This is a genomic window from Streptomyces sp. NPDC002773, assembly GCF_040295605.1.
In the GTDB taxonomy this organism is placed as follows: Bacteria; Actinomycetota; Actinomycetes; order Streptomycetales; family Streptomycetaceae; genus Streptomyces.
The window spans coordinates 97,287-119,174 of sequence record NZ_JBEOVO010000020.1; the positions used below are offsets into that span (position 1 = coordinate 97,287).

Annotated in this window: 21 protein-coding genes; 6 read left to right on the forward strand and 15 right to left on the reverse strand. The window is 73.6% G+C overall.

The genetic code is table 11. The annotated features are described in order from the left end of the window. Positions 1-63: 63 nt before the first annotated feature. Genes ABT034_RS23430 through ABT034_RS23475 form a run of 10 tightly spaced genes read right to left on the reverse strand, consistent with a single transcriptional unit; the run spans position 64 to position 11,496 of the window. Positions 64-1,590: an ABC transporter ATP-binding protein gene (locus ABT034_RS23430; protein ID WP_351218234.1), complete on the reverse strand. Its 1,527-nt coding sequence runs from the start codon at positions 1,588-1,590 to the stop codon at positions 64-66. Next, on the reverse strand, positions 1,587-2,477 hold the full coding sequence (locus ABT034_RS23435) for an ABC transporter permease (protein ID WP_351218236.1): 891 nt from the start codon (positions 2,475-2,477) through the stop codon (positions 1,587-1,589). The genes ABT034_RS23430 and ABT034_RS23435 overlap by 4 nt, the downstream gene beginning before the upstream one ends. Next, positions 2,474-3,439 carry an ABC transporter permease gene (locus ABT034_RS23440; RefSeq protein WP_502973031.1) on the reverse strand — a complete coding sequence of 322 codons (966 nt, stop codon included), beginning with the start codon at positions 3,437-3,439 and terminating at the stop codon, positions 2,474-2,476. The genes ABT034_RS23435 and ABT034_RS23440 overlap by 4 nt, the downstream gene beginning before the upstream one ends. Beyond that, positions 3,427-5,016, reverse strand: coding sequence for an ABC transporter substrate-binding protein (locus tag ABT034_RS23445; RefSeq protein ID WP_351218240.1), 1,590 nt, complete (start codon positions 5,014-5,016; stop codon positions 3,427-3,429). Before ABT034_RS23445 ends, ABT034_RS23440 begins: the two co-directional genes overlap by 13 nt. Beyond that, entirely contained in the window at positions 5,013-5,843 is an 831-nt protein-coding gene (locus tag ABT034_RS23450; protein ID WP_351218242.1) for a class I SAM-dependent methyltransferase, read from the reverse strand. Before ABT034_RS23450 ends, ABT034_RS23445 begins: the two co-directional genes overlap by 4 nt. Continuing rightward, positions 5,840-7,117: an MFS transporter gene (locus ABT034_RS23455; protein ID WP_351218244.1), complete on the reverse strand. Its 1,278-nt coding sequence runs from the start codon at positions 7,115-7,117 to the stop codon at positions 5,840-5,842. Before ABT034_RS23455 ends, ABT034_RS23450 begins: the two co-directional genes overlap by 4 nt. Beyond that, a complete protein-coding gene (locus tag ABT034_RS23460) occupies positions 7,114-8,223 on the reverse strand; it encodes an enolase C-terminal domain-like protein (RefSeq protein WP_351218246.1) in 1,110 nt (369 codons plus the stop codon). The genes ABT034_RS23455 and ABT034_RS23460 overlap by 4 nt, the downstream gene beginning before the upstream one ends. After that, the gene (locus tag ABT034_RS23465) at positions 8,220-9,350 is read right to left on the reverse strand and encodes a PLP-dependent cysteine synthase family protein (RefSeq protein WP_351218248.1); all 1,131 of its coding nucleotides are present in this window, start codon (positions 9,348-9,350) and stop codon (positions 8,220-8,222) included. Before ABT034_RS23465 ends, ABT034_RS23460 begins: the two co-directional genes overlap by 4 nt. Continuing rightward, positions 9,347-10,228 (reverse strand): Rossmann-like domain-containing protein, encoded by an 882-nt coding sequence (locus ABT034_RS23470; RefSeq protein ID WP_351218250.1) that lies wholly within the window; start codon positions 10,226-10,228, stop codon positions 9,347-9,349. The genes ABT034_RS23465 and ABT034_RS23470 overlap by 4 nt, the downstream gene beginning before the upstream one ends. Next, positions 10,225-11,496, reverse strand: a complete 1,272-nt coding sequence (locus ABT034_RS23475; protein ID WP_351218252.1) for an ATP-grasp domain-containing protein — start codon at positions 11,494-11,496, stop codon at positions 10,225-10,227. Before ABT034_RS23475 ends, ABT034_RS23470 begins: the two co-directional genes overlap by 4 nt. 123 nt (positions 11,497-11,619) lie before the next feature. Here ABT034_RS23475 and ABT034_RS23480 point away from each other — a divergent pair, with 123 nt between their 5' ends. The 4 genes from ABT034_RS23480 (at position 11,620) to ABT034_RS23495 (ending at position 16,402) form a co-directional block, all read left to right on the forward strand. After that, positions 11,620-12,207, forward strand: a complete 588-nt coding sequence (locus ABT034_RS23480) for a GNAT family N-acetyltransferase (RefSeq protein ID WP_351218254.1) — start codon at positions 11,620-11,622, stop codon at positions 12,205-12,207. Between the two features lie 145 nt (positions 12,208-12,352). Continuing rightward, entirely contained in the window at positions 12,353-13,552 is a 1,200-nt protein-coding gene (locus tag ABT034_RS23485) for a serine hydrolase domain-containing protein (protein WP_351218256.1), read from the forward strand. A gap of 171 nt (positions 13,553-13,723) precedes the next feature. After that, a complete protein-coding gene (gene helR / locus ABT034_RS23490) occupies positions 13,724-15,892 on the forward strand; it encodes an RNA polymerase recycling motor ATPase HelR (RefSeq protein WP_351218258.1) in 2,169 nt (722 codons plus the stop codon). 48 nt (positions 15,893-15,940) lie between these two features. Continuing rightward, positions 15,941-16,402, forward strand: a complete 462-nt coding sequence (locus ABT034_RS23495) for a hypothetical protein (protein WP_351218260.1) — start codon at positions 15,941-15,943, stop codon at positions 16,400-16,402. Between the two features lie 127 nt (positions 16,403-16,529). Here ABT034_RS23495 and ABT034_RS23500 read toward each other — a convergent pair whose 3' ends face one another. Both ABT034_RS23500 and ABT034_RS23505 read right to left on the reverse strand, forming a co-directional pair. Further along, positions 16,530-17,027 carry an SRPBCC family protein gene (locus tag ABT034_RS23500; RefSeq protein WP_351218262.1) on the reverse strand — a complete coding sequence of 166 codons (498 nt, stop codon included), beginning with the start codon at positions 17,025-17,027 and terminating at the stop codon, positions 16,530-16,532. Positions 17,028-17,038: 11 nt separating this feature from the next. Continuing rightward, on the reverse strand, positions 17,039-17,428 hold the full coding sequence (locus ABT034_RS23505) for a VOC family protein (protein WP_351218264.1): 390 nt from the start codon (positions 17,426-17,428) through the stop codon (positions 17,039-17,041). Between the two features lie 186 nt (positions 17,429-17,614). On the opposite strand from ABT034_RS23505, the gene ABT034_RS23510 reads away from it, so the two are divergent. Continuing rightward, on the forward strand, positions 17,615-18,895 hold the full coding sequence (locus ABT034_RS23510) for a radical SAM protein (RefSeq protein ID WP_351218298.1): 1,281 nt from the start codon (positions 17,615-17,617) through the stop codon (positions 18,893-18,895). Positions 18,896-18,928: 33 nt separating this feature from the next. Here ABT034_RS23510 and ABT034_RS23515 read toward each other — a convergent pair whose 3' ends face one another. From ABT034_RS23515 to ABT034_RS23525, 3 genes are all read right to left on the reverse strand, one after another. Beyond that, a complete protein-coding gene (locus ABT034_RS23515) occupies positions 18,929-19,135 on the reverse strand; it encodes a cold shock domain-containing protein (RefSeq protein ID WP_351218266.1) in 207 nt (68 codons plus the stop codon). A gap of 282 nt (positions 19,136-19,417) precedes the next feature. After that, positions 19,418-20,470 carry a LysR family transcriptional regulator gene (locus ABT034_RS23520; protein ID WP_351218268.1) on the reverse strand — a complete coding sequence of 351 codons (1,053 nt, stop codon included), beginning with the start codon at positions 20,468-20,470 and terminating at the stop codon, positions 19,418-19,420. Between the two features lie 107 nt (positions 20,471-20,577). Beyond that, a complete protein-coding gene (locus ABT034_RS23525) occupies positions 20,578-21,126 on the reverse strand; it encodes a carboxymuconolactone decarboxylase family protein (RefSeq protein ID WP_351218270.1) in 549 nt (182 codons plus the stop codon). A gap of 145 nt (positions 21,127-21,271) precedes the next feature. Between ABT034_RS23525 and ABT034_RS23530 the strand changes: the two genes are divergently transcribed. Then, positions 21,272-21,850, forward strand: a complete 579-nt coding sequence (locus ABT034_RS23530; RefSeq protein WP_351218272.1) for a TetR/AcrR family transcriptional regulator — start codon at positions 21,272-21,274, stop codon at positions 21,848-21,850. The last annotated feature ends 38 nt before the right edge of the window (positions 21,851-21,888 follow it).

Sequence of the window (21,888 nt, forward strand, 5' to 3'; positions counted from 1 at the left end):
GGGCCGGACGGTGGTCGCAGCCACGGCACCGTCCGGCCCGGTCATGTCCGGCGCCCCCGGCCCTCACCCCGGTCGGGGCGCCAACTGCCCTTCGGGGTACGGCTCCGCCGCCGCGAGCAGGGCCCTCGTCACCGCGTGGCGCGGCGCCTCGAACAGCTCCCGCGCCGCCCCCTCCTCCACCACCCGGCCGCCGTCCAGGACCGCGATCCGGTCGGCGAGGGCCCCCGCGGCCGCCAGGTCGTGCGTGATGAACACCAGCGAGAGGCCCTCGCGCCGCCGCAGACCGGCGAGGAGGTCGAGGATGCCGTCCCGGGTGCTCGCGTCGAGACCCGACGTGATCTCGTCGCAGACCAGCACCTTCGGCTCCGCGAGCAGGGCGCGGGCCAGTGCCGCCCGCTGGAGTTCGCCGCCGGAGAGCCCGCCGGGGCGTCGCGCGGCGGTCTCCTCGGGGAGCCCGAGGCCGGCCAGGACCCGCGCCGCCGTCCGCCGCGCCTCCTCCGTCGCCGTGCCGCGCAGCCGTACGGCGGTACGGGCGACCTGGTCGAGGACCGGGCGGTACTCGTCGAAGGCCGACTTCGCGTCCTGGAAGACGTACTGGACAGCGGCCAGTTCGGCACGCCGACGCGAGCGCAGGCTGCGGGCGAGCGCGGTCCCTTCGAGCACCACCTCGCCCCGGTACGTGGCGTGCAGCCCCGCCAGGCAGCGGCCCAGGGTGGTCTTGCCGCTGCCGGAGCGGCCGACGACGGCCAGGCACTCCCCCGCCGCGACCGAGAGCCCCACGTCGTCGAGCACGGTGAGCGGGCCGTGCGCGGTGCGATGGCGGGCGGTCAGGCCGCGTGTCTCCAGGCGGACGGCGCCCCTCGGACGGGCGCCCGGATCGGCGGGAGGCGCCTGGTGCGGCAGCACCGAGAGGACCGAGGCCGGTGTGCCCCGGTCCACCACTCGGCCTTCGCGCAGCAGCACGACCTCGTCGGCGAGGAGCCGTACCGCGTCGAGGTCATGGCTGAGCAGCACCACCGCGATCCCGTCCCGCGCGACCGCCGCCAGCTGCGCCACGACGCCCTGCCGGGTGACCGCGTCCTGCCCCGTGGTGGGCTCGTCGGCGACGAGGACGCTCGCGCCGAGCAGGAACGCCTGCGCGAGGACCACGCGCTGCTGCTGCCCGCCGGACAGCTGGTGCGGGTAGCGGCGCAACACCTCGTCCAGATCCGCGAGTTGGGCGCGCCGCAGTGCTTCGCGGACCCGCTCCAGGGACTCCGCCCGGCTTCCGCCGCGCAGCCGCGCGATGTCACGGAGCAGCGCACCGACCCGGCGGGCCGGGTTCAGGGCGGTGGCCGGGTGCTGCGGCACGTATCCCACGGCCTGCCCCGCGGTGCGGACGCTGCCGGACACCCGGGCGCCCTCGGGGTACTCGCCGAGGAGAGCGCGCCCGGTGGTGGTCTTGCCGCTGCCCGAGGGCCCGACCAGGGCCGTCACCCTCCCGGGGCGGACGGTGAGGCTGATCCCGTCGACGACCGGGCGGCCGTCGACCTCGACGCGCAGTTCCCGTAGCTCCGCCACGGGCGCCGCCTCGGCACGCGGGTTCGTCACGTCGTTCCCTTCCGGCGGCCGCCGCGCTGGAGGGCCGCGTCGAACAGCAGATTGGTGCCCATGGACAGGGCTGCGATGAGCAGGGCGGGCACCACGACCCCCCACGGCTGGAGGAACAGGCCGGTCCGGTTGCGGTCGACCATGACGGCCCAGTCGGCGGCGTCCGGCTGGACGCCGACGCCGAGGAACGCGGCCGTGGAGACCAGGTAGAGGGCGCCGGTCAGCCGGATGCCGGCGTCGGCGGCGAGGGTACGGCGCAGGGCGCGGGCGACGTAGCCGAAGGCCGTACGCCACCAGGATTCGCCCTGCATGCGGAGCGCTTCGACGGCGGGCCGGGCGGAGACCTCCACGGCCGCCGCGTGGACGACCCGGGCCGCGTCGGGCACGGCGGCGAGCCCCACCAGGACGGTGAGCCCGACCGGGCCGGGGGTGAGGGTGGCCGCGACGAGCAGCACGAGCAGCAGGGACGGTACGGCGATCAGCACGTCCAGGGGCCGCATGAGCGCCTCTTCGAGCCGACCGCCGCGGGTCAGCGCGGCGGTGAGGCCGAGGGGGACGGCCACGGCGTACGCGAGGAGGGTGGCGGCGACGGCCACGAGCACCACGGGCCGGCCCCCGAGCAGGACCTGGTGCCAGACGTCCCGCCCGGTGAAGTCGGTGCCGAGCCAGTGCCCGCCGCCGGTCGCGTACGACACGGAGCGGGGGCCGGGAGGTCCGGCGAACAGCGGGCCGAGGAGGGCGAGCAGCAGCGGCAGCGCGATCAGACCGAGGGCGAGCGCGTACCGGGAGCGGGATCGGGGCCGGGGGCGGGAGCCCGAGGCGGTCAGATGGGGATCTCCGAGGGGGGTGCCGGTCGTACGGTCGCCTTCGGGACGGGTACGGGTCATGCCGCCACCTCCGAGCGTGGGGCGAGTCTGCGGGCCAGCAGGTCGGCGGCGATGTTGACCAGCACGGTCACCACCCCGAAGACCACGGCCATGCCCTGGATCACGGGGACGTCCCGGGCGGCGACGGCCTCGATGAGGACCGTGCCGAGTCCGGGGATCACGAACAGGGCCTCGACGACGATGACTCCGCTGAGCAGCCAGTCGCAGGTGCGGGCCAGCTGCTGGGCCGCCGGGGCGAGGGCGTTCGGCAGGGCGTGGGCCCAGCGGACGCGGGCGCCGGACAGTCCGTACCTGCGGGCCTGGGCGACGTACGGCGAGGCCATGGCGTCGATCATCCCGGCGCGGACGAGCCTGCTGATGGTGCACACCGGCCTGGCCAGGAGGACGACGACGGGCAGGACGAGCACCGCGGGCGCGGCGGCGAGGGCCGCGGGGTCGGTGCCGACGGCGGTGGGCGGCAGCCAGCCGAGCCACAGGCCGAAGACGGTGGCGAGGAGCACGCCGAGGGCGAACTCCGGTACGGCGTGCACCGCGAGGGTGAGGCCGCTGACGGTACGGTCGACCGCGCCGCCCTCGCGGCGGGCGGCGAGGACGCCGAGCCCTACGGAGAGCGGGACGAGCAGGGCGAGGGTGGCGCCGGCGAGGATCAGGGTGGGGCCGAGCCCGGCGGCCAGATAGCCGGTCACGGGCCGCCCGGACACCAGGGAGGTGCCCAGGTCGCCGTGGAGCAGGCCGCCCGCCCACTGGAGGAACCGTTCGACGGCGGGCCGGTCGAGGCCCATGGTCTCGCGGATGCGGGCGATGCGTTCCGGGTCGGGCTGGTCGCCTGCGAGGGCGACGGCCGCGTCACCGGGCAGCGCCTCGGTGAGGACGAAGAGGAACAGCACGAGGGCCGCCGTCTGCCCCAGGCCGAGGAGCAGGCGGCGGCCGACCCAGTTCAGGTGCGGGGTCACGCGAGCCAGAGCTTGTCGAAGCGGGCCCAGTCGAGGGTGTTGGCGGGGGCCTTGCCGGACACCCCGCGTACGGCGGGCGCGGTGGCGACGATCCAGTCGGCGAAGCCCCAGATCAGGAAGCCGCCCTCGTCGTGCAGACGGCGCTGCATACGGGCGTAGAGGGCGGCGCGCTGCTTGTCGTCGCGGGTGGCCTGGGCCTGCTGGTAGAGGGCGTCGAAGTCCTTGTGCTGCCACTTGGTGGCGTTGGTGGTGGACCCGGTGAGCAGGCGCTGGGAGACGTGGGACTCGATGGGCATGGCGCCGGACCGGTAGGAGGCGAAGCTGCCGTTGCTCAGGATGTCCTTCCAGTACGTGTCCTTGTTGCCGACCCGGACCTCGACGGTGACGCCGGCCTTCGCGGCCTGTTCCTTGAAGATGCCCGCCGCCTCGATGAAGCCGGTGCCGGCGGGGGCGGTGTCCAGGGTGACCTTGAGGCCTTCGGCGCCGGCCTCCTTCAGCAGGGCGCGGGCCTTGGCCAGGTCCTGGGTGCGCTGCGGGAGGTCGGAGGCGTAGTACTGGTAGCCCTTGCCGAAGAGGTCGTTGCCGATCTCGCCGGCGCCGGAGAGCGCGCCGTCGACGAGTTCCTGGCGGTCGGCGATGAGGAAGAACGCCTGGCGGACCCGCTTGTCGTCGAAGGGGGGCCGGTCGGTCTTCATCACGAAGCCCTGCATGCCGCTGCCGGGCAGGCGGATGATCTCGATCCTGCCCCTGCCCTCGTGGGTGCGGGCGCTTGCGGGGGTGAGTTCGTGGGCGTACTGGACCTGGCCGCCGAGCAGGGCGCTGACGCGGGCCGACTCCTCGGTGGCGATGACGAACTCGACCTGGTCGAGGTGGGGGGCGCCGTCCCAGTAGGTGTCGTTGCGCTTGACGAGGAGCGAGCTGCCGGGCTTGAAGGAGACGAAGCGGAACGGGCCGGAGCCGACGGGCCGGTCGAAGTCGGTGCTGCCCTTGGGGACGATGTACGCGCCGAACGCGGCGAGCACGTTGGGGAATTCGGCGTACGGGCGCTTGAGCCGGAACTCGACGGTGGACGGGTCGAGGGCGCGGCTCGCCGCGAGGTCGATGGGTTCGAGGGAGGCCTTGGCCCGGAAGGTGCCCTGGGGGTCGGCGATGCGGCGGTAGCTGTGGAGGACGTCTTCGGCGGTGACGGGCCGGCCGTCGTGGAAGACGGCCTCGCGCAGGGTGATCTTCCAGGTGTCGAGCCTGGCGTTGGGCTCCCAGCGTGCGGCGAGCCGGGGTACGGGGGCGAGGTCGGCGCCGAAGTCGGCGAGCTTGTCGAAGAGGGCCTTGGCGCGGGCGGCGTCGACGAACAGGTTGGCGGCGTGCGGGTCGAGGGTCTCGCCCGCCCCGCCGCCCGCGAAGGCGGCGCGCAGGGTGCCGCCGCGCTGGGGGGTGCCGTTCCGGGGACCGGCGGCGGGATCGGCGGCGGTGCCGGTTCCGGTTCCGGTCGAGCAGCCGGCGGTGAGGGCGAGGGCGCCCGCGGTGGCGCCGGTGGCGATGAGGAAGCCTCTGCGGGCGAGGGCGGGGCGGGGGCGGGGATCGTTCACGGTGTGCTGTCTCCGTTGTCGGTGGGAGGAGCGGTGAGGCGGGCGACGAGGTGGAGGCGGTCGGAGCGGGCGGTCCCGTACGGGGCGGCCCCTTCGCTCCAGGGCGGTTCGGTACGGGGTCCGGGGCCGTCGTGGAGGGCGAGCACCTCGAACCCGGCGGTGGTGAGGAAGTGCCGGAGCTCCTGGGGGAAGAGCAGCCGCCAGGCGGAGTGCTGCTCCTCGGGCGCCGAGCCGTCGTCGGCGGTCCAGGTGCGGCGGCGGCGCAGGAGTTGTGCGCCGTGGTCGATCCACAGGGTGGTGTGGGACGTGTAGGTGGTGCCCTGCCAGTCGAAGGAGGCGGTCCGCGATCCGTCGAGCAGTTCGGTGTTTCCGAGGAAGAAGGCGCCGTTGCGCATCTCGGCGACGAGCAGCCCGCCGGGTGCGAGGTGGGCGCGGCAGCGGGTGAGGAACGCCGTCAGGTCGTCGTTGGTGTGGCAGTACAGCAGGGCGCTGTCCAGGCAGACCACGGCGTCGAAGACGGTCCCGAGGTCGAAGTCCCGCATGTCGGCGCACCGGTGGGCCGGGCCCGGGTGGTGGGCGCGGGCGTGCGCGAGCATGGCCTCGGACGTGTCGATGCCGGTGACGTCCCGGCCCGCGGTGCCGTGCAGCCAGGCCGCGTCGCGGCCGGTGCCGCAGCCGACGTCCAGGACGCGGGGCCCGGAGCCGTACCGGGTCAGCGTCTCCTCGGTCCAGCGGGCCGCGAGGCGGTCGGGGTCGGGGAACCGCTGTTCGTAGAGTTCCGGGTGGTCGGTGAGCAGGTTGGCGCCACTGGTCGCGTGCGCGGTCACGTGGTCTCGCTTCGGGGTCGTACGCCGGTGGGCGCGGGCGGGGGCGGCTCTGCGGGGTCGCCTTCGGGCAGGGCCCCGCGCCGCCGCAGCCGGGCGACTGCGACCGCGGAGCCCACGCCGAGGGCGGTGCAGCAGGCGTAGGGCAGCCAGCTCAGGCCGGTGGTTCCCGCGGTGTCCATGGACCAGCCGACGCCGGCGCTGCCCGCCGCCGCGGCGACGCCGGAGACCAGGTAGAACAGTCCGTAGTAGGTGCCGGTGAGGCTCTCCCGGCCGAAGGCGGGTATCAGCTCCATCACGAACGGCGAGGCGATCATCACGCCGACGTGCAGCAGCAGCGCCCCGGCGAGCACCGCGAGGAGCCGCAGCGGGTGCGGCTCTGACGCCCCCGCGACGAGGGCCGGGGGGACGAAGCCGAGGCCCATCACGGCGAGGCCGGTGGTGATCCAGCGGGCGCGGTCGCCGCGGGCCTTCAGGGCGCGGGTGATGCGCAGTTGGAACAGCAGGCTCGTGACGGTTCCGGCGAGGAACAGCAGGCCGGTCGCGCCCGCCCAGCCGGACGCGTGGGCGGCGGCGTGCGGCAGCAGCAGGTACAGCTGGTTCTCGAGGCCGTACATGCCGATCATGGCGAGGGAGAACGCCAGGAACCGGCGGTTGCGGAGCGTCTCCCGCCAGTCGCCGAGCAGCGGGGTGTCGGCCGTCGGCACCGGGCGGGCGGGCAGGACGAGCAGCTGGGCGAGGGTCAGTACGGCGAAGACGGCCGCGGCGGCGACGGCCGCGGCACGGAAGTCGACGAGCAGGAGCAGTCCGCCGAGCAGCGGGCCGAGCAGGGCGCCGGTCGTGGCGAACACGTTGAACAGGGCGAACGCCTCGGCCTTGCGGTCCCCCGCCTCCTGGGCGACGTACGTCCGGACGGCGGGGTTGAACAGGGCCCCCGCGAGCCCGCTGAGCACGGACGCGGCCAGGAGCAGGGGCAGAGTGTCGCCGAGGGCGAACAGGCCGAAGCCGACGGTGCGCAGGGCGCAGCCCGCGATGATCACCCCCCGGGCGCCGAGCCGGTCGGAGGCCGAGCCGCCGATGAGGAACAGGCCCTGCTGGCTGAGGTTGCGCAGGCCGAGGACCACGCCGACGACCGCCGCCGAGAGGCCGAGGTCGTCGGACAGGTGGGTGGCGAGGTAGGGGACGAGCAGGTAGAAGCCGGTGTTGACGCCGAGCTGGTTGACGAGGAGCAGGCGTATGGCGAGGGGGAAGGTCCGTATCGCGGCGAGGGTGCTCATGGCGCGGCCGCCTCCGCCGCGCCCTGGGCCCGGAGCCCCGCGGAGGCCGCCGCCCGGGTACGCGGCTCCGCCTCCGTGCGCCGCACGCCCAGGCCGGCCCGGCCCGAGGGCCGTACCGTTCCGTCCCGGCCGCCGATGCCCGACCAGGGGTCGTCGGCGAGCAGCAGGTGCCCGTCGAGGTCCACCCAGCGGGCCCGGTCGGCGAGGTGGACGGCCGGGGCGATGCCGAGGGAGCTGGCGGTGAGGCAGCCGAGCATCAGCTCGGTGCCGCTGCCGCGCAGGGCCTCGTGGATGCGTAGGGCGGCCCGTACTCCCCCGCACTTGGCGAGTTTGACGTTGACGCCCTGGACGAGCCCGGCGAGGGCGGTCGCGTCCTCGTAGGTGACGGCGTCCTCGTCGGCGATCACCGGGATCGGGGACTCCTTCGCCACCCGGGCGAGCGCGGCGTGGTCGCCGGGCGCGATGGGCTGCTCGACCGCGGTGACGCCGAGGGCGGCGAACCGGGGCAGCAGCGCATGGGCCTGGCGTTCGTTCCAGGCTCCGTTGGGGTCGAGGAGGAGGCTCGCCTCGGGGGCTCCGGTGCGGACGGCGTCGACGCGGGCGAGGTCATCGGCGGGGTCGGGGGATCCTGCCTTGATCTTGAGGACGGTGAAGCCGCTCACGGCGAGCCGGGCGGCCTGGGCGGCCGCCGGTACGGGGGCGACGATGCCGATCGTCCGGGCGGTGACCGCGGCCGGCGCGTCGGGCGAGCCGAGCATCAGGTGGGCGGCTCGGCCCGACCGCTTGCCGGTGAGGTCGAGCAGGGCGGCCTCGACGGCGGCGAGGACACCGGCCGGGAGTTCGGGCGTGAGGCCGGCCGCGGCGGGGTCCTCCCAGGCGGTCTCGGGGTCCGGGAGGCGTTCCAGGAGCGGGCGGACGGCGGTGAGGTGGTGGACGATCCTGTCGGTGGGCAGGCCGAGGTAGTCGCTGCTGACGGCTTCGCCCCAGCCGCGCAGGCCGCCCTGTTCCACGCAGATCCAGACGGCGTCGCGGCGGGCCATCACCGAGCGGGAGATCCGCAGCGGTTCGGCCAGTTCGAGTGCGGTGGTGTGCCAAGTGACCTTCATGCGGCGCCTCCGGGCGTGCGCGTCGGGGCCGGGAGACGGCTCGGGGGCGGTGGCGCGGGGGCGAGGACGCGGCGGCAGCGGGCCCAGCCGACGGCTTCCGCGGCGCGCGGGTGCGCGAGTTCCAGCGGGCGGACGCGGAGTTCGGCCGTGTCGAGGCCGTGGGCGTGGCAGAAGTCGTCGTCGTAGACCGTGCCGAGGTAGCGGTGCGGGCCGTCAGGGAACACGGTCGCGACGACCGCGCCCGCTGCCACCCGGGCGGCCCAGGCGGAGACCAGGGCGACGGCCCCGGTGCTCCAGCCGCCGCTGACGAAGTTGGTGCGGGCGAGCCGGCGGCAGGCGTCGACGGCCTCGGCGGGACCCACCCAGTGGACCTCGTCGAAGAGGTGGTGGGCGACGTTGCGGGGGTGGATGCTGCTGCCGAGTCCGCGCATGAGGCGGGGGCGGGCGGGTTGGCCGAAGATGGCCGAGCCGACGGAGTCGACGCCGATCACCTTCAGGCGGGGCCAGCGGCGGCGCAGCGGGCCGACGAGTCCCGCGCTGTGGCCGCCGGTGCCGACGCTGCACACCAGGACGTCGAGGTGGTCGAGCTGGTCGCGGAGTTCGGCGGCCATGGAGGCGTATCCGGCGGCGTTGTCCGGGTTGTTGTACTGGTCGGGCCAGTAGGCGTCCGGTGTCCGGGCGAGCACCTGGTGGAGCCGGGCGATGCGGGCGGCCTGCCAGCCGCCCTCGGGCTCGGGGCGGTCGACGAGTTCGAGCCTGGCGCCGTAGGAGCGCAGCAACTGCCGCATGCTGGGTTCGAGTTCGATGTCGCCGATGAGGACGACGGGGTGGCCGAGGGCCTGTCCCGCGAAGGCGAGTCCGATGCCGAGGGTGCCGGAGGTGGACTCGACGACGGGCGCCCCGGGCCTCAGCTCGCCGCGGCGGCGGGCGCCGCGCAGCATGGAGAGCGCGGCCCTGGCCTTCATGCCGCCCGCGCCGAGGCATTCGAGCTTCGCCCAGAACCCGGGGTGCGGGAGGGGCAGTTCGGTGGTGATCCGGGCGAGCGGGGTGCGGCCGATGAGCGGCAGCAGACCGGGGTTGGCGGCCGCGCCGGCCGGTTGCCGGTGCAGCACGGGAGCGGTGGTCACCGGGGGCCTCCGTCGCGGTGGGTCACGCCGGGGGCGGCGTCGGGGCCGCCGTAGCGGTGGATGACGCCGGGGCCGCCGTCGAGCCAGAAGAAGGGGTACGGCTCCGCGGACACGGCGGTGATCCCGGCGCCGAGCAGACGGGGCAGGACGGCGCTGCCGGTCTGCGCGAACATGACCAGCGGCTTGCCGGTCGCGGCGGCGTGGTCGAGGAGCGGCTGGAAGGTGCCGTTGCCGAGGGTCATGCCGGACGCGAGGACGGCGTCGCAGTGCTCCAACTCCGCCAGGGCGTCGGTGCGGACGGCCTCGCCCCATTCGGTGCTGCCGCCCTTGAGGTCGCAGGGTACGTAACCGGTGCCGCGTTCCCGCAGCCGTTCCAGGAGGGAGTTGACGACGCCGACGACGAGGACCCGGTCGGCCCCGGTCTCCGGCAGGAGGTCGACGACCGCGCGGGCCCGGGCGCGGGACCGCTCCAGGGAGCTGCCGGACGGCAGGGTGACGATGTGGGCGCCGTGTTCGGGGGTGTGCGGGCGGGTGTGCATCAGGTACGCGTCGAGGGCGGCGATCCGTACGGGGAGCAGCGGGTGGTCGAGGAGTTCCGCGACGGTGGCTCCGACGCAGTCGTCGAGGGCGGCCGGGCCGAGCGCCCCCGGCTCGACGGCGCAGGAGCCGACGGCCGCGTGGAGGCGCAGGCTCAGGACCTCGTTGCGGTAGCCGCCGGCGCGGCCGTCGTGCCGGACGGCCTGGGAGGTGGAGAAGGCCAGCGCCACCCGCTGCCCGGCGGGGTCGGGACCGTAGGCGCCGGCGCGCACGGCGTCGACGAGTCCGTCGACGGTACGGACGGCGGGTTCATGGAGCGTCGGTGCGCTCGGGCTGCTCACGCGGACACCGCCGGGCAGCGCTCGTAACAAGGGCGCAGTGTGGCGACGAGGTGTTCGGCCGTGGCGCGGGCGCCGTCCCCCTCGGTATCGACCGTCATGACGTGGCCCAGGTACTCGTTGTTGCTGGCGGCGGGGCGGACGGTGCGGCCGGGTTCGGCGAGGGTCAGTTCCCTTACGTCGGGCCGGTCCTTCAGGGCGTCGGCGCCCTCGATCGCCGTGAGCGTTCCGGCGGTGTCGGGCAGCAGGAAGGCGATGGCGGCGCTCCGTACGCCGGTGGGGTGCGCGGTGAGGTCGGGGGTGCGGCCGAGGGCGACGTCGACGGCGGCGGCCGCGAGGTCGACGCCGGTGACGTGCCGGACGAGTTCGGTGATCCGGTTTCCGGCGGGCCGGGGGTTGACCTCGACCACTCGGGGCCCCTCCGGGGTCAGTTTGATCTCGGTGTGGCACACCACGTCGTCGAGGCCGAGCGCCTTGACGGCCGCCAGGGCGGTGTCGACGGCGGCGGCGGTGTCGGCCGGCGTGAGGGCGGCGGGGAACATGTGCCCGGTCTCGATGAAGGCGGGCGCGCCGCCGATGCTCTTGTCGGTGACGCCGACGACGTGGGTGGCGCCCCGGCGGGACACGGTCTCCACGCTGACCTCGGGTCCGGTGAGCAGCTCTTCGAGGAGGAGGACCGGGGTGCGGTCCTGACCTCTGGCGTTGACCGGGAAGTCCGCCAACGCGCGGCCGGCGTCGGCCAGTTCACGCTCGTTCCTGACTTCGCGGACCAGCATCCCGGCGCAGAGGTCGACGGGTTTGACGACGAGCGGGTAGCCGATCCCGCGGGCGGCGTCCGCGGCCTCGGCCGGGTCGGCGCAGACGGCGTACCGGGGTCCGGGCACGGCCGCGTCGGCCAGGAGCCGCCGGGTGAGGTCCTTCCGGCAGGCTCCTTCGACGGCGTCGGCCGCCGGGCCCGGGAGGCCGAGCCGCTCCGCGACGCGGGCCACCACGGGCAGGTAGTAGTCGCAGGAGGAGAGGACCCCGTCGAAGCCGAGTACCGCGTGCAGCCGCTCCAGGTGGGGCAGCAGCGTGTCCGGGTCGTTGGTGTCGACGGTGATGACGTTGCGCGCGGCGAGCAGGGGGTGCGGCCCGTCGGCGGGGGCCGCCCGCAGGTAGTGGTGCAGGTCCCGGGTGACGAAGGTGAACTCGTGTCCGCCCTCGCGGATCGCCCGGGGCAGCAGCCTGCTCATCGACCCCACCCAGCTCTCGATCACCAGCAGATGTCCCACGCGACTCCCTCTCGGACCGGCCCGTGCGGCCGCTGCGACGGCTCGCTCCCCGCGAGCCGGAGGAGACGCTATCTGAAATCGTTTTCATTTCCAACAGGTGGGTTGTTCGGGTACCGTGCCGCCATGGATCAGCGGGAACAGATCGGAATCGGCCGCTACTTGGTGCGGCACGCACGCCCGGAGGACGTTCCGGGGGCACGCAGCGTCATGCTCGACACGTTCTACGGCGAGTTCGGATACGGGTACGTGCCCGAGTGGCACGAGGACGTCGTGGACCTCCGGCGCAGCTACCTCGACCACCCCCGGCACGCCCTCCTCGTGGCCGTGCTCGACGGCGAGGTCGTCGGCACCACCGCGGTGAACTCCCGGGGGCCAGCCCATCCGCCGCACCCCCGCGCGCTGGCCGACCGGTACCCGTCGGGGCGCACGGCCCAGCTGCTCCGGGTGTACGTGCGTCCGGAGCACCGGCGGCACGGGCTGGCCCGCGTCATGGTCGGGGCGGCCTGCGCGTACGCCGCAGGGGTCCCCGGCTACGAGAGCGTCTACCTGCACACGAACGTCGACATCCCCGGCGCCGAGGCGTTCTGGCGGGGCCTCGCGACGGAGGTCTTCGACGCCCGGACGACGGGCGAGCACGGCGGCTTCGGCACGGTGCACTTCGAGATCCCGCTGCCCGCGCCCGTCGCGCTGACGGCGGCTTCCGCCGGCTGACTCGCGCGGGACCCGGTCACGAGGTCGCGCGGTGGCGCCGAACGAGTGGACTCGCCGGAAGGCACTCCGGGTGGGGAGCGCCCCCGGCCGCGTTCCGGTGCTGATGTAGCCCTCCGTGCCCGTGACCAGGAAGAGGCGTCCCGACATGCGACGTACCCACCACCGCAGACTGCTCGCCGCGACGCTGCTCGCGGCGTCCGTGCTGACCTCGACGGCGGTCGCTCCCGCCGGCCCCGTGCACGCCGCGGACGTCGGCCGGCACGGCGAGGAGGACTGCCGGCCGGGCGGTCTCGGTCAGGGCCTCACGGCGAAGCTGGACAAGACGATCGAGGACGTCCGCAGGCAGGCGGACATCCCCGGTGTCGTGGTCGGGCTGTGGATGCCGGGCAAGGGCTGCTACGTCCGCGCGACCGGCGTCGCCGACACCGCCACCCGGAAGCCGATGCCCGTCGACACCTACGTCCGGATCGGCAGCGAGACCAAGACCTTCACGGTCACCGCGCTGCTCCAGCTCGTCGACGACGGGAAGATCCGCCTCGACGACCCGATCTCCGACTACGTCCGAGGCGTGCCCGACGGGCACAGGATCACCCTGCGCCACCTCGCCGAGATGCGCAGCGGGCTCTTCCCGTACACCTCGGACCCCGACTTCATCCGCGACCTGCAGACCGAGCCGAAGCGCCCGTACAACCCCTGGGAGCTGCTCTCGTACGGCTACCGGCACCCCAACACCTCCGCGCCGGGCACGACGTTCCAGTACTCCAACTCCAACCTGATCCTGCTCGGCCTGGTGATCGAGAAGGTCACCGGGAAGCGCCTCGCCGACGTCATCCACGAGCGGGTGCTCCGGCCCGCGCACCTGCGCCACACGCTCTTCCCGAAGGGCGCGGAGTTCCCCGAGCCGCACGCACGCGGCTACACCGACCAGTCGCTGAGCGGCGCGGTCACCGACGCCACGGACTGGAACCCGAGCTGGGCCTGGGCGGCCGGGGCGATGATCTCGAACGTGCACGACCTGAAGCGCTGGGCGAAGACCGTCGCCACCGGCGAACTGCTCAGCCCCGAGACCCAGGCGCAGCGGCTCAGGACGCTGCCGACCGGCTTCCCGGGCACCACCTACGGCTTGGGGATCCTGGAGACCAACGGCTGGATCGGGCACAACGGATCCATCCCGGGGTACGAGACCGTGACGGTCTACCTGCCGTCGAAGAAGGCCACCCTGGTCGTCATGATCAACACGGACATCCTGCACCAGGGCCAGGAGCCGTCGACGCTGCTCGCCAGGGCGGTCACGGAGGTCGTCACCCCGGACAACGTCTACGCCGGCGCGGTGGTGCCGCACTGATCGCGGCGGAACGGCGGGAGCGGCACGGGGAGTGACATGAGAAAGGGCAAGGGGAACACCGTCCTCTTGCCACTCTCAACTTATAGCGCACAGGGGGGCTTGCGGCAAGGCCCCGGTGATACCGCAGAATCACGGTCTCACCTCGGCCCCTGCAGAAATGAGTCCCACCCCGTGCGTGTGCTTTCGTCGCTGGACCGGTCGTACGACACCAGCGCGTTCGACCTTCCCGACCGTCTCGCCCCCAAGGCCGACCCGGCGCTGATCGCCGGTGACGAGCGGCACTTCGCGGCCGTCGCGGAGAGCCTCCGGGAGTCGATCGCCGAACTGTCCGACCGTCTCGACGCGGCACGGAAGGCGCCCGGCGGCGCCGGCCGGGAGGCGATGGACCGGGACGCCGAGATCCACCGGCTGACCGGCCGGCTGCGCACCCTGCGCCGCTTCGGTCTCGACCTGTGCCTCGGACGCATCGTCGGCGCGGACGGCACCGAGCCCGTGTACGTCGGACGCCTCGGTCTCACCGACAGCACGGGGCGCCGGCTGCTCATCGACTGGCGCTCCCCCGCCGCCGAGCCGTTCTTCGCGGCCACCCACGCCAACCCGATGGGGCTCGCGAGCCGCCGCAGGTACCGCTGGCACAACGGCCGGATCGGCGACTACTGGGACGAGGTGTTCACCGCCGACGGCCTCGACGACCACGCGGCCCTCGACGACCAGTCCGCCTTCATCGCCAGCCTCGGCGGCAGCCGGTCGCCCCGGATGCGGGACGTGCTCGCCACCATCCAGGCCGACCAGGACGCCATCATCCGGGCGGGCTCGCGCGGCACCCTCGTCGTCGACGGCGGCCCCGGCACGGGCAAGACCGTCGTCGCGCTGCACCGCTCCGCGCACCTCCTCTACGCGGACCCGCGCCTCGGTCACCGCAAGGGCGGTGTGCTGTTCGTCGGACCGCACCAGCCCTATCTGGCGTACGTCGCCGATGTCCTGCCCAGCCTCGGCGAGGAGGGGGTGCAGACCTGCACCGTGCGGGACCTGGTCGCCGAGGGCGCGCGGGCGGCGGCCGAGCGCGACCCGGAGGTGGCCCGCCTGAAGTCGTCCGCGGACATGGTGCGGGCGATCGAGACGGCCGTCAGGTTCTACGAGGAGCCGCCCACCCAGGGGATGACGGTCTCGACCGACTGGGCCGACGTCCGGCTCACCGCGGCCGACTGGGCCGAGGCGTTCGAGGCGCCGGAGACCGGCACGCCGCACAACGAGGCCCGGGAGCAGATCTGGGAGGAGCTCGGCACGATCCTGCTCGCCAAGCTCGACGGCGAGGTGCCCGAGGACCAGTTCCGCAGGTCGCTGCGGCAGGACGAGGAACTGGCCGACGCCCTGCACGGCGCCTGGCCGCTCCTTGAGGCGGCCGACCTCGTCGGGGACCTGTGGTCGGTCCCCGCGTACCTGCGGAAGTGCGCTCCCTGGCTGAGCCGTGAGGACGTCCGCACGCTTCAGCGCGAGGAAGCCCAGGCCTGGACGGTCTCCGATCTGCCGCTCCTGGACGCGGCGCGGCAGCGGCTCGGCGATCCGGAGGCCGCCCGGCGCGCGCGTCGCCACCGGGCCACGGTCGCCGCCGAACGCGCGCGCATGGCCGAAGTCATCGACAACGTGCTCGCGGCCGACGTCGACGGCGAAGGCGCGGTGACGATGCTGCGCGGGCAGGACCTCAAGGACAGCCTGGTCGACGAGGCCGCGCTGCCCGGCACCGAGTCCGACCTGCTCGCGGGACCGTTCGCGCACGTCGTCGTGGACGAGGCGCAGGAGCTGACGGACGCGGAGTGGCAGATGCTGCTGCAGCGCTGTCCGTCCCGGAGCTTCACCATCGTCGGAGACCGCGCCCAGGCCAGGAACGGGTTCACCGAGTCGTGGCAGGAGCGCCTCGACCGGGTCGGGCTCGACCGGATCTCCGTGGCGTCCCTGAGCATCAACTACCGGACGCCGGAAGAGGTCATGGCGGAGGCCGAGCCGGCCATCCGGGCCGCGCTCCCGGACGCGAACGTGCCGACGTCCGTCCGCAGCAGCGGCATCCCGGTCGTCCACGGATCCGTGGACGAGCTCGACACGGTCCTCGACGACTGGCTCGCCGCGCACGCCGAGGGAACGGCCTGTGTCATCGGCGCCCCCAGGTTCCGGCCGAGCGACCGGGTCCGGTCGCTGACGCCGACGCTGTCGAAGGGCCTCGAGTTCGACCTGGTCGTCCTCGTCGACCCGGAGGCCTTCGGCGAGGGGATCGAGGGGGCGGTCGACCGTTATGTCGCCTTGACCCGCGCGACCCGCCAACTCGTCGTCCTCACGAGTTCGTGACGGCGCGCCACGACAAATCCTGCGATGAGATGACGTATCGATGGGTTCATGACTCACACATGCGAGCCCATCACGGCACCCGTTCCCGGTGACCGGGTCGTTCCCGGTGACCGGGTCGTTCCCGCCGACCCGGTCGTTCCCGGCGGGGAGTGCCCCGAGGTCGCGTCGCTCGTGGCGCCGTACCTGCGCATCATCCGGTCCGCGCTTCCCCCCGTCGAGGCGGAACGATTCTTCGTAAGGGCCCTGGACGCGCACGAGGAGGAGCGGCGGCGGGCGGGGGCGCTCCAGCTCGGGTTCAGCGCGTACCTGTGGGACGGTCTCGGCGACGGCTGGGGCGGGTCCCTGGCGCACGCCTCCGCCTGGGAGGCCATGCAGGCGATCCGCCACCTCGTCCGCAAGGCGCCCCGGGCGGACCTCGCCGCGTACCTGCGCCTCGGGCTGCGGCTCGTCCGCGAGCTCGGGGCGGGCGCTCCGGCTCGTACGCCGGTGCCGGTACCGGTGGGCGCCTGACGCGCCGGGCGGGTGGCGCGCGGTAGCCGTACGGGGCGCGGTAGCCGTACGGGGCGCGGTAGCCGTACGGCGGCGCGCCGGGTGGGCACGCGGTCGGCCCCCACCCCGGCCGCGCGCCCGCCGGCTCTCAGCCTCCGGGATACCGGGTCCAGCCGTCCTCGCCGGGGTCCGCGCCCTCGGCGCGGGCGGCGAGGCGGTCGACGTAGTGCTGCCAGCCCTCGGCGTGGGCCTCGCAGGCCTCCGTGGAGGGCAGGCCGCTGTGGATCAGCCGCAGGAGCGTGCCGTCCGGGGTGGGCCTGAGGGTGAGCTCGATCGTGCTGGAGCCGGGCGGGACGGCCGTGGGGCCGGCCGTGGGGCCGGTCTCCCAGCCCCAGCTGAAGACGAGCCGCGCCGGGGGGTCGACGGTGATGAAACGGCCGGACGCGACGCTGTCGCCGGTGACCCGGGTGCGGTAGGCACCGCCCGGCTCGAAGGAGAACGTGCCGTCGACGCCCATCCAGGACAGCCATCTCCCACGGTCGGTGAGGAGACGGAAGACGGCCTCCGGGTCGGCGGCGATGTGCCGCTCCAGCGTGACCGTGTCCATGGGGGTCGGCGGGACCGGGGGATGCTCGGGGGTCGTCATGGGGGCCCCTCCTACGCGTACTGGGCGATCTGGATCAGGTTGCCGCAGGTGTCGTCCAGGATGGCGACGGTGACCGGGCCCATGTCCACCGGGTCCTGGGTGAAGCGGACGCCGAGCCCCTTCAGCCGGTCGTACTCGGCGCGCACGTCGTCCACGGCGAAGGAGGTGAGCGGGATGCCGGCCTCCACCAGGGCGGCCTTGTACGTCCGGGCGGCGGGGACGGCGACGTCGGGCTCCAGGACCAGTTCGACGCCGTCGGGGTCCTCCGGCGAGACCACCGTCAGCCAGCGGTGGTCGCCGAGGGGGACCTCCGTCTTCTTCCGGAAGCCCAGCATGTCGGTGTAGAAGCGCAGGGCCTTCTCCTGGTCGTCGACGAGAAGACTGGTCAGGTTGATCCTCATGGGTGCTCTCCTGGCGTCGGTCCGGGTGGGCGGATCGTGGCACGTCCAGCATCACCCGGGGTCCCGGTCGCCGTCCCGGAGGCACGCGCGCGTAGCGTGAAGGTGTCGGCTCCGTCGTCTCTCACCACTGGAGATCCGCCTGTGTCCAGCGCTGCCCCGACCCGTACCGCTGTCGTGGAATCCCTCATGGACCGCTTCCCCGGGATCCCTCCGGAGGCCGTGTTCAAGGAGGACCTGCTGCGCGGCGGGCTCGCCTTCGACCCGTCCGCGCTGACCGGCAACGACGGGGGCGAGGTGAAGCCGAAGTCGTACTTCATCTTCTCCTTCGACCACCGCACGCTGCCGGAGCTCGGCGAGGCGGCGCTGAACCGCCCGCCGGAGGAGATCGTCCTCACCGGCGGGCCGTACGGGCTGCGCCGCACGGTGGTGTCGGTACGGGTCAACCCCTCGTCCCCGTACCGGGTGGCGCCGGACGCCGACGGGACGCTCGCGCTGTTCCTCGACGGGGTCCGGATCGCCGACGTCGGCCTGCCGCCGATGCCGGAGTACTACCGGCACCCGCTGACGAACGGCAAGTCCGTGATGGAGGTCGCGCCCACCATCCAGTGGGGCTATCTGATCTATCTGACGGTCTTCCGGGTCTGCCAGTACTTCGGCGCCAAGGAGGAGTGCCAGTACTGCGACATCAACCACAACTGGCGCCAGCACAAGGCGGCGGGCCGCCCGTACACCGGGGTGAAGCCGGTCGACGAGGTCCTGGAGGCCCTGGAGATCATCGACCGCCACGACACGGCCCGTACGTCGACCGCGTACACCCTCACCGGCGGGGCGGTCACCTCCCAGGTCGGCGGGAAGGACGAGGCGGACTTCTACGGCCAGTACGCGCGCGCGATCGAGGAGCGTTTCCCCGGCCGCTGGATCGGCAAGGTCGTCGCCCAGGCCCTGCCGAAGGAGGACGTCCAGCGCTTCCACGACTACGGCATCCGGATCTACCACCCGAACTACGAGGTGTGGGACCGCCGGCTCTTCGAGCTGTACTGCCCCGGCAAGGAGCGGTACATCGGCCGGGACGAGTGGCACCGCCGCATCCTGGACTCGGCCGAGGTCTTCGGGCCGCGCAACGTCATCCCGAACTTCGTCGCGGGTGTCGAGATGGCCCGCCCCTCCGGCTTCCTGACCGTGGACGAGGCCATCGCCTCCACCCGGGAGGGCCTGCGGTTCTTCATGTCGCGCGGGATCACCCCCCGCTTCACCACCTGGTGCCCGGAGCCGACGACCCCGCTGGGCCGTGAGAACCCGGACGGCGCGCCGCTCGAGTACCACCTGCGCCTCCTCGAGGCGTACACGGCGACGCTCGAGGAGCACGGGCTGACCGCGCCGCCCGGATACGGTCCGGCGGGCCCGGGACGCGCGGTGTTCTCGGTCAGCTCCTTCATGGACGCGCTCCCTGCGGCGCCGGGCGTCTGACCGGGCCGGGGGCGGGGCCGTGCCCGCGCGGCCTCAGACGCGGAGTTCCTTCGCCTCGAAGCGGCCGTCGCCCAGGACGAGGACGAAGGAGATCTGCTGCCCCTCGGAGAGCGAGTGCCCCTCCCCCTCGATGTCCGCGGCGCTGAAGTAGACCTGCTCGTCGGAGCCGACGGGGACGACGAACCCGTACCCGCCGGCGCGGTTGAAGGAGTGCACGAATCCTGTGCTTCTGCCGTCCATGGCGGGCCTCCTCGGCGTCACGGGCGGCGCGGCCGGGGGGGCGAGGGCTTCGCCGCGGCCGCATCCGCGTCTCAGAGGACTTCTACCCCGTACGTCCCCTGTTCGCCCGTTCTGCCGCGCCTCGGACAGGGGGCACGCGGGGCCGGAGCGGCGGCCGGCCCGGGTGTGCACGTCACCTCTCCATGTCTCGTACAATATTCAACAGAGGCCCGGTGCCGGAGATCCCCCGTGTCCGACACCGGGCCTCACCCTGCTCTCAGGGGGAAGGCCGACGATCGCGGATCAGGACGCGATGCTCGGGTCCGGGTCGAGTGCGGCGGCTTCTCCGCCGAGGACGTCGACCGGGCGCGCGGGGTCGGGATCGTCGGGGTGCATCGCCGAGAGGGCCGTCGCCCGGCGGAGCGTCTCCGTCAGGTTCTGCCAGTCGAGCGCGGGCCGGGTGTCGGAACGGCCGAGGACGAGAGAGGCGTTCCACCGCATCCGGGGCACACCGGGGAGGGGGCGCAGACCGCCGGCCTCCTGGTGGGAGGCGGCGAGGGCCATCGGCAGCATGGCGCAGCCCAGGCCCGACTGGGTGGCGGCGCGCACGCCCGCCATGGAGCCGAGTTCGTGGATCTCGGGAGGGCTGTCGCAGCGCAGTCGGAGGAACTCGGGGAGCCAGCGCTGGGAGGGACAGTCGGGGTCGGCGATGACGACCTGGCGGCCGAGGCCGCCGCGTCGGTGGCCGACGCCGGTGACGGGGACGAACTCGACTTCCTGGAGCCGCACTTCTGTCAGGTCGTCGGAACGCTCGGTGTGCAGCTGGTCCGCTAAGCGGACGGCCGGGTCGTCGGCGTCGACGACCGTGAGGACGAGCGCGCCGTCGATCGCTCCGGACCGGAAGGCGTCGTGGACCTCGGCGGTTCCCATGACGCGCAGGGCGAGTTGGACGCCGGAGAGGAGCCGCCGCCCCATGTGGGTGACCCGGGCGAGCTGCTGTCCGTACGCCAGGGCGGGGACGATGCCCACGGTGAGGCGCGGCGGGTTGGCGGACGGCCTGCGCAGGGCGGTCTCCATCTCGCCGACGAGGGTGAGGATCTGGCGCGCGTAGTCGCACAGGACGGTGCCGGAGTGGGTCAGCCTGACGCCGTTGGGGAGCCGCTCGAAGACCGGTTCGCCCACCTGCCTCTCCAGGGCGCGCATCTGTGCCGTGACGCTGGACTGTGAGTACCCGAGACGGCGTGCCGCCCCGGTGAAGGACCCGGTCAGGGTCACCTCGCGGAAGGTCCGAAGGGTTCTTGCGTCGATGTCCACGTGAATTCCCCCCTGCCGCGCGCAGGCGGCAGTTCCTCGCACCGGGTGGTTGGTCGGCCACCCGTTTCGATCGCCCCAGTCGGTCTGAAAGCCGCGAGGGGTGCCGGACGCCTCGTCGCGCCCGGCACCCCTGCTCGGCCGCGAAGACTCTACTCGGCGAGGTGCGCCGGGACCAACGGAAAGTCCAAGTCCGGCTGCGCTACGTGATTGAAGAAGTTCGACAGCACGTTGAGCGCGACGTGTCCGACGATCTCCGCGATCTCCGCGTCGGTGACCCCGGCGGCGCGGGCGTCGGCGAGGGCCTCGTCGGTGACGCGGCCGCCGGTGGCCATCACGGCACCGGCGAAGCGGAGCACCTGGTCCATGTGCGGGTCGCCGGCGTCGCCGCCGTGGCGGGTGTCGAGCAGCTCCTGCTCGCTCAGGCCCACCTTGCCGCCGCGCAGGGTGTGCGCGGAGACGCAGTACGTGCAGTCGTTCCGCTGCGCGATGTAGAGCGCGAGCTGCTCACGCTGCCGGGCGCTGAAGCTGCCGCCGACCAGGGCCTCGCGCATGGCGAGGTAACCGCGGAGGGCGGCGGGGCCGTTGGCGAGGGCGGCGTAGAGGTTGGGCAGCTTGCCGAGCTGCTTGAGGGTGCCTTCGAGCAGCTCGCGCTGCTCCTCGTTGGCGGTCTCGACGGTCAGTTGGGGCAGGCGGGGCATGGAGCTCTCCTTGAGCCGGACCAAGACGGAACTGATCGGTACCATCGAGACGGTACTGATCGGTTCCGTCTAACGCAACGGGACGCCACCACTCCGCTCCGCCGCACCGGGATCACCGATACGGCACCGAGTGGTACCGTCTGCTATGGCCACGAACGCGAAAGAACGGCTCCTCAGCGCGGCGGAGCGTCTGTTCTACGAGGAGGGGATCCGGGCCGTCGGCATCGAGCGGATCCTGTCCGAGTCCGGAGTCGGCCGCGCCTCCTTCTACCGCCACTTCCCCAGCAAGGACGACGTGGTCGTCGAGGTCCTGCGGCGCCGCGACGGCATGTGGCGGGCCTGGTTCGACGGCCGGATCGCGGTCAGCGAACGCTCCCCGCAGGAGTTGCCGCTCGCGCTCTTCGACGGCCTCGCGGAACGCTTCGCGGCGGCCTCGTTCCGGGGCTGCGCCTTCATCAACACCATGGTCGAGACCGCCGATCCGGACAGCCCCGCGCACCACGTGGCGGCCGAGCACAAGGAGAAGGTCATCGCGGTCCTGGACCGGCTGCTCGCCGAGGGCGGCTACCGCGACCACGAGGCCCTGGCCCGCCAGCTCGCCCTGCTCGGCGACGGCGCGATCGTGACGGCCCTCCGCGAGGGCACACCGGAGGCGGCGGTACGGGCCAGGGGCGTGGCGGAGGTCCTCCTGCGCACGGCGGAGAGGGAGCCGGTCAGGGCGTGACGCCTGGCCGGCGGGGGGCGGACGGGCTTGGGGCAGGT